This is a genomic window from Clostridium thermosuccinogenes, from assembly GCF_002896855.1.
Taxonomy (GTDB): domain Bacteria; phylum Bacillota; class Clostridia; order Acetivibrionales; family DSM-5807; genus Pseudoclostridium; species Pseudoclostridium thermosuccinogenes.
This window is the reverse complement of sequence record NZ_CP021850.1, coordinates 3,488,782-3,500,559: the sequence shown is the minus strand read 5'-3', so window position 1 is coordinate 3,500,559 and position 11,778 is coordinate 3,488,782. Positions and strand designations below refer to the sequence as shown.

Here is an 11,778-nt window from a genome sequence, read left to right as displayed (position 1 = left end):
AAATCATTTGCAAAAAAATTGACTCATAAAATGTTCTGCAAATATTAACATGAAGAAAAGTGTCTAGAAAATAGAACATCAAATTATATTGATTTCTAAAAGAATATGTAATATTATATACTTACATTAGTTAACAGTGAATCCAAATTTAGAGGTTAATTCATTCTATTGTATATGCTGTATGAATATAGTTAATCTGTAAAATTTACTTATTTATTTTGATTAATTATCATTTTTATTATGGGTTTAGGTGGTCACTTAATTATAAAAAACTTTATAACAATGGCATAAAAATAACATTGATATTAGGTGTACAAGCTCCTCAATTAATATATGTAATAGTACTTACGCAAAAGTAACATAAACAAGTCATATCAGCACTTTGAAAACAGAATATAGCTTAAAAGGTTGTTGCATTGAGGTTTCCATATATTACAGCTATTCACCAGTTTTCGAATTATGCTATTCTTTTGGCAGGGGTTCCATGAGGTCTACCAAAAATTGCATTTCCGACATAACCGTTGCCAAGCACGGCATTCACGATATTATTACTGAACTGGTGAGAAAGTTCAATTTGGATAAGTTTTTGTTCCCTGAGAAGTATACACTGGTCTTCGTTGCAGCATGTATGGGTATAATCCTGTTTAATAATCCTACAGCAACATATATTGCGCAGAAGCTGTACTGGGTATCCCATGATGCCATAACAAGGCTGCTGCCGTTGCTTTCTATTAATAACACAAATATCATGATCCTGTTCATCCAGGCAATACAGTCACAAACGGCTGGTCTTGGATATTTGATCATCGATGATGTGATTATCAGGAAGCCTTTCGGCAAGAGCATTTTCCCGACATCTTATGTATACGATCACACAAATAATCGGTATGTCTGGGGAATGCACATTGTAGTCCTTCTATGGTCTAATGGTTGGATTAAAATCCCCGTGGCGTTTCGGATATGGAAACCGGAAGAAAAGTGTGAAGAATATCATACCAAGGTTGAACTAGCCATACGTATGATATCCTTCGCCCACAAATTTGGTTTGGCTGCCGAATACGTCACATTCGACACCTGGTATTCCTGTAAAGAGCTCCTGCAAAAGCTCTCAGAGTGCGGTTACCACTATGTCTGCATGATAAAGAATAACCGCAAAGTGCTGTACAACAACAGGGTTAACTTTAACGTTAAGACCATAAGCCTGCTGTTTAGCAAGAAACAGTACAGGTACTACCCCGGTACAGGCTTCTACATCAAGGCTTTATCGGTAATCTTACCTGGTGTGGGTAACACCATGATGGCAATAGTCAAAAACGGCTATAACGCATCTATCCAAAACACCAGATTTATCATTACTGACTTGCCCGGTGTAGCTGCTCAAGACATCCTCAAGAAATACCTTTGCCGTTGGGACATTGAAGTATTCTTCAGAGACATCAAGCAGTTTCTGAACTTTGAAAAAGTTCAAGTCCGGTCTATTAGAAAACTTGAGGGTCACTTCTCCTTGGTGTTCATAACTTCTGTATTCGTGCAGATTTTGCAGATACAGAATAATTTGAATACCATGGGTGAAACCATCAGCTTCCTGCAGGACATTGTCCAGGTTAAAGTCAACGGTATTGTGTACATTATTAATGTAACATCCAAAGACCGGACAGGTAAAGAGGTAAATACTGTCTCAAATCCTCTCGCAACAACCATTTGGGACAAATTAAGTGCGTGAAATCTTTATTTTTCAAGGATCATTTTGTTTTGCGTAAGTACTGTATGTAATTTAGCTTGATATTATTAAGCTGTAATAATATTTCGTGTTTTTAGAGATAGCTAATGCTAATAAGAAAAGCAGATAAATTTAGTTTTTATTCTAAAATCTAATATTAGAAAGTTACTAAGCTCGAACTTTTTTACAGGATTCTGTAATCTTACATCAGTATGCGCATTGGGATCTATTATACTGGAAAGAAAAGTAATTTGCTCATTGACAAATGAAAAAGATATTACAGGAAAAGAGAAAAAGAGCATACGAAAAAGTCTGCAGTACCAAGTTTATTATTGTGAGCAGGATAATTCAAGAACCTCAGGACCTAAAGTTTTTTGAATTATTCTGTTATGGATTTGACGCTTTTGACTTGTCGTGCAAACTAGCTTAGTAAGCCACATAGACAATAACCTGATTGGCGATATCACTCATATAGAGACCAGTCTTAGTAGTTTGGGTTTTCAGGTGTAGGAGTTACCCATTCTGAGAGGCAGCTTAAGTCTTGAGATTATCTTTTCAGCAATTACCTACCACCTGAGATTTCTTCCTTCTATTCTGAATATCTTGAGGTATGGGAATAGATATCATCGAGGCTATTTATAGTACATAACCTTATTTGCTGTCAGTGCAAGGATGTTTACAGGAGCTGATATACTCTTTGAAAGTTCCACTGCATTTAGACACATGTATTTGGGCCTGGAAAAGCGGTTTTAGCACTTTATTTACAGTCAAATTTCAAAGGTAAGGTTGAGTCGACAGACAAACCAGAGGTCCATCAACATCATCAGACAGAGAACGAGTATGGCCTGAATTTCTTGGACTCAAAGAAATCAATGAGATAAGTTTACGTTTGTATAGGTATGCCTTTAGTTATATTGGAATCGTAACCAGAATCACCAATGAATATCTTTAAGTAGTTTCGAGAATGGGTATCGTTTGAAAAAATTATCTAAGGCAGACTTGAAGATTTTAGTGTCAGAGTTTTATTTATCTTCTTCGTGATCAAAGGAGTATATTTTATCCTCAATGAATGAATCCCAGAATTATATATGACGGATAATGCCTGTACCGTTTTATATAATAGCTCATTTCAGGGTATAGGTGAAATGCTCATTTATATACTGAAGCTTGGCCTCAGAATTTGACTCTGTAAGTTTGAGCGTTTGAGCTTTGGCAGCTTTGCAAATGTAGGTTTAGGAATAATCAATGCTCCAGAGTTATAGTAGTTCTAGAAGTTTCACGATGGCATTGGAGAATTTAGGGTTATTCTTTCTGCCATAGACTTAAATCTTTTAGTATCAATAATTAAGGCAATAGATCTTCTTTATCATATTTTTGAAAGATTGGTTCAGCTAAATTGACCATAGCATGAAAAGAATTTTCTATATCATTTATAAAGTTTGATTTAACCTTGAGAGAATGGTTTTGTCAAAGACCTTGTTGCCAAACTACGGAGGGTCTTAAGTTCTTGGAAGACATTTAGAATTAGCAGCATAGGGCATCAGTGGGGATTGAGAAAAGCTTTTAAATGAGCAATGCGCATATGTAGTTAAAAAGAGAGTAATTGTAATCAAAACCGAAACAAATGTAATAGTTGAAAACGTATGGAGGAGGCAACAAATTCTAGATTTTAAGATGGGCTTTCAAAAGATCAAAATGTAGTTGATAGGCTACTTTCGGTAAGTCATCGAGAGCAGATAATTACTCAAACATTGTGTTATGCTTTCTTGATTTGCTCTATTGTGGTATTAGTGGGATAAATACATCTCGGTAAAACAGGAAATAATCCCTACTTAAATAACGGTTAAATGCCTGAAATCTCAATGTTTCAGGAGTTTAGCAATAATCTATAAATCTATTGTTTAATAGGAGGTATCTATTATGAAGCTGAAAAATAAGCTTAAGGTATTTTCTGTTTTAACATCATTAACACTGCTCCTTCAATTAATACCACCAGGGATAGCTCATGCAGCAGTAGGTAATTCAATTTCTCTAACATTAGGAGAAGGCACAGTACAAGGTAGTGTATCTAGTGGTAGTGTAACTACTCATGATATTGACATGAATATCCCTGCAAATAAAATGGTAATATTGTCTTTAAGTGGTGTCTCAGCAGGAAATGGTTGTGTTCTAAAATTAAAAAACAAGTCTACAAATACTGAAGTTTCAACAAAATCGGGTGGGTGGTATTCACTAAGCAGGATGATATTCTATAGAACGTCTGATTCAGTTAACACGAAATACTATGTTGAAGTTTCTTCAAGTACTTCCATAAGTTATACATTAAATGTAAAAGTACTTGAAGCTGTTTCCTTTACAAAACAAGATACTAAGAGCAATAATTCCACTTTAAACACATACTGTATATCAAACTCTCCAGAACAGCTAGATGCAGCTAATGAGTTGGGAGAAAACGGTTACTTTTTACAACGAAGCCTTATACAAGGTAATGCAAACATATATTGGGAACATCAAAACTTGTATGGTAAAAACATGAGGTTCGGCGTTCTTCTTTATAACACATCAAGTTCGCCTGTAACAGTTACACTAAACCGAAGAAGTTATAAAGCTTGGCCAGAGAGTTCAATGGCAATGGCTGAAGTATGGGCCGACTGGATGATAATGGTGAAAAAAGCTGATGACTCAGGTTTTACTTCAACAGTAACTATACCAAGCAATTCTGCAAAATGGATTTGCTTATATACAGTGCCTTATCACACAACCTACCCAAGCAGCCCAGTATATAACACTTTTAATGGTGTGATAGATATTTCTATTCCTACAGGAGTAAGCTTATATTGTGATACATATATAATGAATTCTGGTAAAGAGGATTATACCCTTGGTAATGTATCTAAAGCTGTTAGTGCAACAGGAACAGGAGACAGTCTACGTGGTTCTGGAGCAGGTGCAATGCTTTATACTTGGAATACAGGAACAACAACAATAACTCCTAGTACACCTTATAATATAGCAATAGGAGGCTATGATGCACCGTATATAAATCCTGGTGAAAAAATAACAATAACAGATAGTAGCGGTGTATCAAAAGATAACGCTCAGAACTATGGAGTAGTATATAAAATTATATTTAGTAATATAAGCAGTTCAGGTACTGTAAAAGGAATAATTAAATGTAACCCAAAAGTTAATACCAATCTTGCAGAAAATCCTAATACTTCTACTGGTGGTAACATGTTTGTAACAGTTTCTGGTACTGGTATATCTACGCCAGTTAAAGCTAGATTAAATAAAAGTAACCCTGAAGTTACATTTATCAATTCAGTTCCCAAAGGTCAACAAGTAGTCTACTATGTTGTCATAAGTGGTCAAAGCACTATGCCACTAGAAATTAGCTTTACTAACTAGATATCTATTATCAGTAACGTGTTTCCAATCGTGTAGTTATTCGATAATACACGATTGGAAACATTTTTGTATTATGAGTATCACCTGCTATGCAGGTAGTTTTTAAAAAGTTATAGCTATAGCTAGATAAAAATATAACATTGCTACCCCTATATGGTAAGCTATGAAAAAGCTTCTTTCAGAAGAGATAAAGACTAATTCATATGTCAAAGTATTATATTGATGAAGATTATATAGGTCAGAAAGGTTTAAGGTATATAATACTCATCATAGTAATTGTAGGAAAGAGCGATAGATATCAATCGGAAGCAGGATAGGCAATAGTAATCTTTTCGATTTTTCTGTGTATTGTAAAATAAAAGTACAGCAAGTTGCCACGTAAAAGTGCAGCAGCTTGCCAAACAAATTTGAGAATATTTTACAGTAAATATTAATACAACTTTCACTGCGGTTGATTTCTATCGTCAACGGCAGGCATATTTAGCTATTCATGATTTTGATAGAAGAAAAAAAACATTGCCAGCACCCAATTAAAAATAGTACCCTTTAGTTGTCAATGCTAAGGGGGTACGGAAAGGATGCTAACAATGGCTGATATTAAGTATATCAAAGATTTATCGGATAAGAAAGGCTTATCCTTACGAGAAATTTCAAGAATAACCGGTTTTAACTTCAGAACTGTCCAGAAATATGTGGATAAGGATGATTGGTCAAAACCATTAACCAGAAAAAAGAACAGCAAAAGTGTACTTGACTCATTTGCAAAAACTATTGATGAATGGCTGGAAGCCGATTTAAAGGCACCAAGGAAACAGAGACATACAGCCAAAAGAATATATAATCGGCTTAGTAAGTTATACAAAGATGAATTTACTGTATCATATCGAACTGTTGCCAGATATGTAGCAGAAAAGAAACGAAAACTATATGGAAGCAATGAAAGCTATATCCCGCTTTATCATCCTGCCGGGGAGGCGCAGTTAGACTTTGGAATGGCAGAATTTGTGGAAAACGGGATTCGATATGAAGGCTGCTATGTGGCCATGTCTTTCCCATACAGCAATGGCGGTTACATACAGGCCTATAAGGGAACCAACATTGAATGCCTGCTCCAGGGTATGCAAAATATATTCAATCACATGGGACGAGTTCCCACCTGTATATGGTTTGATAACGATAAGGCTGTTGTAAAGAAGATATTGACTAACGGTGAGAGGGAAGTTACAGACGCATTCAACAGATTTCGACTGCATTATGGTTTTGAGAGTAATTTCTGCAATCCCGACAGTGGGCATGAAAAAGGGCATGTGGAAAACAAGGTAGGCTATTCAAGAAGAAATATGCTGGTTCCGGTGCCGGAATTCAAAGACCTTCAAGAATTTAATAAGAACCTGCTGATCGAATGTGATGAAGATATGCATCGTAAGCACTACTTAAAAGATATCCTCATTAAAACTCTGTTTGAACAGGATAAGAAAGCAATGAAACCTTTGCCAAAAGCTGAGTATGAGATCTACCGTCTTGAGAAAGTGAAGTCCGATAAATACGGGAAAGTGAACTTTGAAAACAGAAAATACTCTGCCAGTCCTGAGCATGCTCAAAGGGAGCTTTTTGTGAAAGCCAATGCTTTCAATGTCTGGATTCTTGATGATCAGTATCAGGTTGTTCAATGGCATAACCGATTATATGGAAAACAAAAAGAATCTATGAAATGGGAACCCTATCTGGTACTGATGAGTAACAGACCAAATGCCATAAAATATACCGGCTTTTTTCAGCAGTTGCCCCAAACATTGCAGGAGTACCTTTCTGGCTGTGATTACGAGCAAAAGAAAGCTACCCTAAGAATGCTGAAGAAGATGGTTGCTAACAGTGAGCTTGAAACAGCAGTGGATGCTTTTAACTACTGTGTTCAAAAAGGTATACAAGACTTGGATAGTATATGGGCCCGTTATTACAGTATGGTCTTCGCAAATGCTCCCATACCTGATATTGTTGTGAAAGATGAAATCCCTTGTCTGTCATATGAGGTGAATAACTCAATCTACGACGACCTGCTTGAGAGGGGGCTTCCTCATGCATGAACTAATTGCTGCCTACTGTAACACTCTAAAACTTGGCTCAAGAATTGCCAAGAATTATTCGCAGATTGAGGCCGAGACCCATGAGGAATTTCTTGCTAAGCTTTTGGCTATGGAAATAGAGGCCAGAGAACTCAATCGTAAAAATGCCCTGCTGAAGCAAGCGCAATTTGATGTCTTGAAAACCTTTGGAGACTTTCGGTTTGAAAAGATGAGTATACCCAATACTATCGATGTAGAAGCTATTAAAACAGCTTCTTTCGTTGACAAAAAGGAAAACCTGATTCTCTATGGATCTGTTGGGCTTGGGAAAACTCACCTGGCTACGGCAATGGGTGTGGAAGCCTGTAACCGTGGGAAAAGGGTAAGGTTTTTCCGCACATCTTCACTTGTTAATCAACTATTGGATGCCAAAGCTGAAGGAAGCCTTAAACGTTTTATGAAGCAATTGAATAAGGCAGATTTGATTATTTGCGATGAATGGGGTTTCATTCCATTTGAAAAAGAGGGAGCGCAACTTTTATTTCAGGTTATATCAGACTGTTACGAACGCAAAAGTCTAATTATTACTACTAATTTAGAATTCAGTAAATGGAACAGTATTTTCTACGATGAAAAGCTAACAAGCGCAATCATTGATAGAATTATTCATCACAGCCACTTAATTGTATTTGAAGGTTCAAGTAATCGTTTAGAGAACTCCTTGATGAAAGTACGATAAAAATTCATACCTTATATTAACAAAATTGGATTGCTTGGGTGCTGCATTTTTCTTGTCATTTTGATGCATTTCTAGTTGACAAAACACAATTTTTCCATTGAAGCAAGAAGATTATTTTTCAGATGAACTCCTGGATCAGCTTATCAAGGAGTATAACATCAAAGACACAGATGACATCAAAAACATGCTGAAAGACCTTATGGGAAGCACCATTCAGAGGATGCTAAATAGCGAACTGGATGAAGAATTAGATTATGAAAAGTATGATGTCCAAAATAAAGAAACTGATAATTCACGAAATGGATACAGCAAAAAGACTGTACGTTCTGAATACGGTGAAATCGAGCTTGATATACCACGAGATCGTAATGGTGAATTTGAACCGCAAATAGTAAAGAAAAACCAAACTGAAATCAAGGGTATTGAAGGTCAGATTATCTCTATGTACGCAAAAGGGATGAGCAACAGAGACATTGAGACCCATCTCCAAGAACTATATGGCATCGAAGTTTCACCAACACTAATATCAAGAATAACAGATAAAATTTTACCTGAAATCAAAGAATGGCAAAGTCGTATGCTTAAGAGCGTATACCCTATAGTGTTTATGGATGCAATCCATTATTCCGTTCGCAAAGACGGGATTGTTGTAAAGAAGGCTGTATATATAGCTATCGGGATAGATTTGGAAAGCCAGAAGGATATCCTCGGGATGTGGATTGGAGAAGCAGAAAGTAGTAAATTCTGGCTTTCCATAATGAACGAAATTAAGAACAGGGGTGTCAGAGATATCCTTATCACCTCTGTTGACGGTTTAAATGGTTTTTCTGAAGTCATTAGGGCCGTTTTTCCTATGACTGAAATACAAAGGTGTATAGTTCACCAGATAAGGAACTCAACCAAATTTATCTCTTACAAGGATTTAAGATCATTCACAGCTGATCTAAAGCCGATATACAAGGCTGCTACTGAAGCCTTGGCACTACAGGAGTTAGACGCATTTGAATCGAAATGGGGAAGCAAATACCCTAATGCTGTTCGATCCTGGAGGAATAACTGGGAAGAGCTTAGTGTCTTTTTCAAGTATCCTCGGGAAATACGGAAAATCATTTATACTACCAACGCGATTGAAAACTTCAATCGACAGCTTCGCAAGGTTACAAAGACAAAATCAGCATATCCTTCTGATGATGCTCTTATTAAGGCCCTCTATCTGGCTGTACGGGATATTACAAAAAAATGATCCGGACGGATTCAAGGTTGGTAAGCGCTTAATTTTAGGGTGCCTTGTATGAATCATTACGGCACCAGGAGGGTAGTTCAGGTGACCACGGTAGATAAGGTGTCAGAGATTCATGCGTCAATTCCTTTAAGCTTGGTAAATTTGTCAGTAGATGCACCAAATACATATATGGATTAAGTTGATTTGCTTTGGCAGTTTCTATCATGCTGTAGACAATAGCACTGGCCTTGGCTCCGCGAGTTGTGTCGGCAAACAGCCAGTTCTTCCTGCCTGTGACATACGGACGAATGGCATTTTCGGCTCGATTGTTGGAAAGCTCGATTCGTCCATCCAACAGGAAACGATTCAATGATTCCTTTTGATTCAATGCATATGTGATCGCTTTCCCCAGATTGGAGTTTGGCAGCGGATTTAGTTGTTGCACCCATTCCCAGAACTCATCAAGAAGGGGTTTCATATTTTTAAGTCGTTCTTCATACCGCCTTTCAGCGGATAGTTCCTCCCATTTCTTGTCCATGGCAAACAGACGGTTACAATAATCATATCCGATAGCCGCCTTGGAAGTCTTAGTGTCAGCCCCCTGGGGAATTGCTTCTTCGAATTTGCGTTGTAAATGAGCCCAACATCCACAATGTATAACATCAGGCACTGCATTGTAGCCACTATAGCCATCTGTCTGAAGGTAACCCGAAAAACCCTCAAGAAATCTTCGGGCATGCTGGCCGGATCGTGTCGGTTGGTATTCAAATAAAACAGCCGGGGTTGGACTTCGCCCGGAAGTGTAGACCCACATCCGCGATTCTGTCGTTGCTTTCCGTCCCGGTTCTTTTAATACCTGCAGTACAGTTTCGTCTGCATGAATCAGGGGTTCGGAAATCAAGTGCTTATGAATGGCATTGTACATTGGTTCAAGCCATTCATGGCTTGGACGTATGATCCAGTTTGCCAGGGTGGCTCTGGAAAGTGTCACCCCCTGATTTGCCCAGTCTTTCTCCTGCCGGTATAAAGGCATTCCGTTGGCATATTTCTGATACATAACATAAGCAACTGTTGAGGCAGAAGCAAGGCTGCGTTTCATGACCGGGGCTGGAACCGGCGCTTTGACAATGTTGGCATCTCCGGTTTCCTTCTCGCAGACGGTACACACATAATTAAAACGAATGTATCTCAATACTCTTACTTGGGCAGGGATAATCTCAAGTTCATCCCTGACATGCTCCTTGCCCAGATATCTAAGGTCAGCCTGGCAAATACCGCAAGAGCGCTTGTCCTCGTCAAGGTCACAAACAACCTCCACTACAGGAACTGTCTGTGCCAGTTCTTCCTTTGTTCTTTTAGGTTTTCTGGTATGGGCAGCCACAATTGTCTGTACGGTAGGTTCTTCTGCTTTGTTGTTCGCTTCGACCTCTGCTTCGTTGAAAAGTGAGATTTGATCGTTGTCTTCTCCTAAAACATAACGACGCTTTTCGCTGGATTGGCCGTATAGAGCTTTTTGGGATTTGATAAGAAGCTCTGTAAGCTGGTTGATACGGATTTGCTGGTTTTCCACTATTTTTTCCAGAGTGGAAACATATTCAATTTGTTCTGGCGTAAGCCCTGTAAAATTTATCTTTTGCATAAGATAATTGTACCATATTTCACCTGAAAAATCCAGCTTAAATGCTGTAAAATCAATACTTTTACGCACTTTTTTATCAGTAGATTTCGCCTGTTCTTGCTTTTCGTATTGCTTTGGGTTGATCTATCGTCAGACCCTCCATCAGCCACCGGAATTCCTGCTGGGTAAGCCGTCTTGCTTGCTCCGGTGTACGGGGCCATTTAAAGTTCCCATTCTCAAGACGCTTATATAGCAGTACAAAACCGTCTCCTTCCCAGAAGAGAGCTTTGAGACGATCACGACGTCTCCCACAGAAGAGGAACAGGCTCGGAGAAAAGGGATCCATGCCAAATGTCTCTTTGATAATAGCCGCTAATCCATCAATTGACTTTCTCATGTCTGAGTACCCGCAGACAATGTAGATATCTTCTGCCCTTGTAATATCGCCTAACATATGCTTTTCAATGCCGACAGAACTGCCTCGATGGTTTCTCTGGAAGTTCCGTCATGTATATCAACACAAAAAGAAGGCAAGTGGATTGTGACTGCTGCAGATACCTTTGTCTGGTGAAATGGTACTGGGACAATTTCTTGTTCCGGTTTCTGAGGTACAAGTGATCCGGTCTCACACGCCAAGGTGCGGATTCTTCGCAGCCAGTAGTAGTACGATTTAATTTTTACATTGTTCTGGCTGCACCAACTGACAACTGTCATTCCACTGGTTTGGCAGGCTTGGATAATCTTGCTCCACTGCTTGAGTCGGAATTCAGTTTTGGCATTTGTGATTTTATCCATATTGAGATAGCCTCCTTAGAGATTCTAGACTTTTTAGTCAGAGTCGAAAAACTCGAAAAAGTCTAAAGACTTTTGGATGGATTATCTCATATGGACGGATAAACTTCTATGCGCACTTATATTAAGCGCTTACCAAGGTTGGGGTACCATTCTTGATCAGCTTATGATTTATTTTGACGGGCGGATATCAGAAAAAGACATATAAAGCTACGG

Annotated in this window: 7 protein-coding genes and 1 pseudogene; 5 read left to right on the top strand and 3 right to left on the bottom strand. The window is 38.1% G+C overall.

Translation table 11 applies throughout. The features are described 5' to 3' along the window. The first annotated feature begins 484 nt into the window (after positions 1-484). From CDO33_RS15450 to CDO33_RS15430, 5 genes and pseudogenes are all read left to right on the top strand, one after another. Entirely contained in the window at positions 485-1,723 is a 1,239-nt protein-coding gene (locus tag CDO33_RS15450; RefSeq protein ID WP_103083335.1) for a transposase, read from the top strand. Between the two features lie 1,917 nt (positions 1,724-3,640). Then, positions 3,641-5,128 carry a hypothetical protein gene (locus tag CDO33_RS15445; protein WP_103083265.1) on the top strand — a complete coding sequence of 496 codons (1,488 nt, stop codon included), beginning with the start codon at positions 3,641-3,643 and terminating at the stop codon, positions 5,126-5,128. A gap of 578 nt (positions 5,129-5,706) precedes the next feature. Continuing rightward, positions 5,707-7,212: an IS21 family transposase gene (istA, locus tag CDO33_RS15440; RefSeq protein ID WP_103083304.1), complete on the top strand. Its 1,506-nt coding sequence runs from the start codon at positions 5,707-5,709 to the stop codon at positions 7,210-7,212. Then, positions 7,205-7,930 (top strand): IS21-like element helper ATPase IstB, encoded by a 726-nt coding sequence (gene istB / locus CDO33_RS15435; RefSeq protein WP_103083303.1) that lies wholly within the window; start codon positions 7,205-7,207, stop codon positions 7,928-7,930. The genes istA and istB overlap by 8 nt, the downstream gene beginning before the upstream one ends. Before the next feature lie 97 nt (positions 7,931-8,027). Beyond that, a pseudogene (locus CDO33_RS15430) lies at positions 8,028-9,170 on the top strand (IS256 family transposase); the annotation flags it as partial. 37 nt (positions 9,171-9,207) lie between these two features. Here the strand turns inward: CDO33_RS15430 and tnpC are convergent. The 3 genes from tnpC to tnpA all read right to left on the bottom strand — a co-directional run bounded on the left by tnpC (position 9,208) and on the right by tnpA (position 11,565). Next, positions 9,208-10,791 carry an IS66 family transposase gene (gene tnpC, locus CDO33_RS15425; protein WP_103083333.1) on the bottom strand — a complete coding sequence of 528 codons (1,584 nt, stop codon included), beginning with the start codon at positions 10,789-10,791 and terminating at the stop codon, positions 9,208-9,210. Positions 10,792-10,867: 76 nt separating this feature from the next. Then, entirely contained in the window at positions 10,868-11,224 is a 357-nt protein-coding gene (gene tnpB, locus CDO33_RS15420) for an IS66 family insertion sequence element accessory protein TnpB (RefSeq protein WP_103083353.1), read from the bottom strand. Next, positions 11,218-11,565, bottom strand: a complete 348-nt coding sequence (gene tnpA / locus CDO33_RS15415) for an IS66 family insertion sequence element accessory protein TnpA (RefSeq protein ID WP_103083352.1) — start codon at positions 11,563-11,565, stop codon at positions 11,218-11,220. Before tnpA ends, tnpB begins: the two co-directional genes overlap by 7 nt. Positions 11,566-11,778 lie beyond the last annotated feature (213 nt).